General features: G+C 68.4%; 2 protein-coding genes. One reads left to right on the top strand and one right to left on the bottom strand.

The window, feature by feature from the left end; genetic code table 11:
• The first annotated feature begins 1 nt into the window (after nucleotide 1).
• Nucleotides 2-340, top strand: coding sequence for an SAM hydroxide adenosyltransferase (locus AC08ON_RS10985; RefSeq protein ID WP_476616904.1), 339 nt, complete (start codon nucleotides 2-4; stop codon nucleotides 338-340).
• On the opposite strand, the gene pucL is transcribed toward AC08ON_RS10985, so the two are convergent.
• Nucleotides 238-870 (bottom strand): factor-independent urate hydroxylase (gene pucL, locus AC08ON_RS10980; RefSeq protein ID WP_476616903.1); only part of this gene is annotated, 633 nt, incomplete at its 5' end. The two genes, AC08ON_RS10985 and pucL, sit on opposite strands and share 103 nt — an antisense overlap.

Genomic DNA, 870 nt, shown 5'->3' with positions numbered 1-870 from the left:
GATGACTGAACTGGCCGTGGGGGTCACCTTCGGCTCCGTCGGCCCGGGGGAGGTGGTGCTCTACGTCGACTCGGCGGGGATGGCGGCCCTCGCCGTGCGCGACGGCGACGCCGCGCTTGCCCTCACGCTTATGCCCGGCGACCGCCTTACGCTGCGCCGCTGGGACGGGCGTCCGGGACAGGCGTCCCGTGAACAGGCGTCCGGGACGCCGCACCGCCCGTCGGGGGTCCGCACCGGTCAGCAGAATCCCGGGAGGGCCAGCCAGCTCGGCCCCGGGTCGGGAGCGTCATCGCGCAGGACCGTTCCCTCGATCTTGCCGTACGGTCGGTCCGCAGCGTAGTAGACCGTGTTGGGATTATCGAGCCCGAACGGTTCTAGATCAACCAGAAAGTGGTGTTTGTTCGGCATTGACAGGCGGATTTCGGCGACGTCGGCGTGCGCGGTCAGCGCCGCCTCGCCCATCCGGTACAGGGTCTGTTGCAGAGCCAGGCTGTGGAGGCTCGCGAAGGTGCTGACCAGAGCCGTCCGTACCCCGTCGAACAGCCGCCCGAAGTCGAGGTCTGACTGGACGTAGCGCCAGCGGGCGGTGACCTCTGTCGCCAGGATGCGGTCTGTCGTCTCGGGCAGTGTGGTGTACCGGTCGCGGAGAAACCCCGAGAATTCCGAGCCGGTCGACTTCAGCAGGACCAGCCCGGCGAGTCCGGACACGACGAAGGCCGTGCCACGGTCGAGGGTGACGACCGTCGTCCTTTTCTCCCCAGCCGACCTGCTGAAGGCATGGTCGTGCGGCACCCCATCCACCTGGATACGGTCCCACCGGTACTGCTCGATTTCTATCCGGGCGCCGTCGATCCCCGGGAGGGATCCGGC

This window comes from Frankia sp. CoWAU3, from assembly GCF_977971855.1.
Note: the sequence above shows the minus strand (reverse complement) of the source record. Positions and strands in the feature narration are given on the sequence as shown.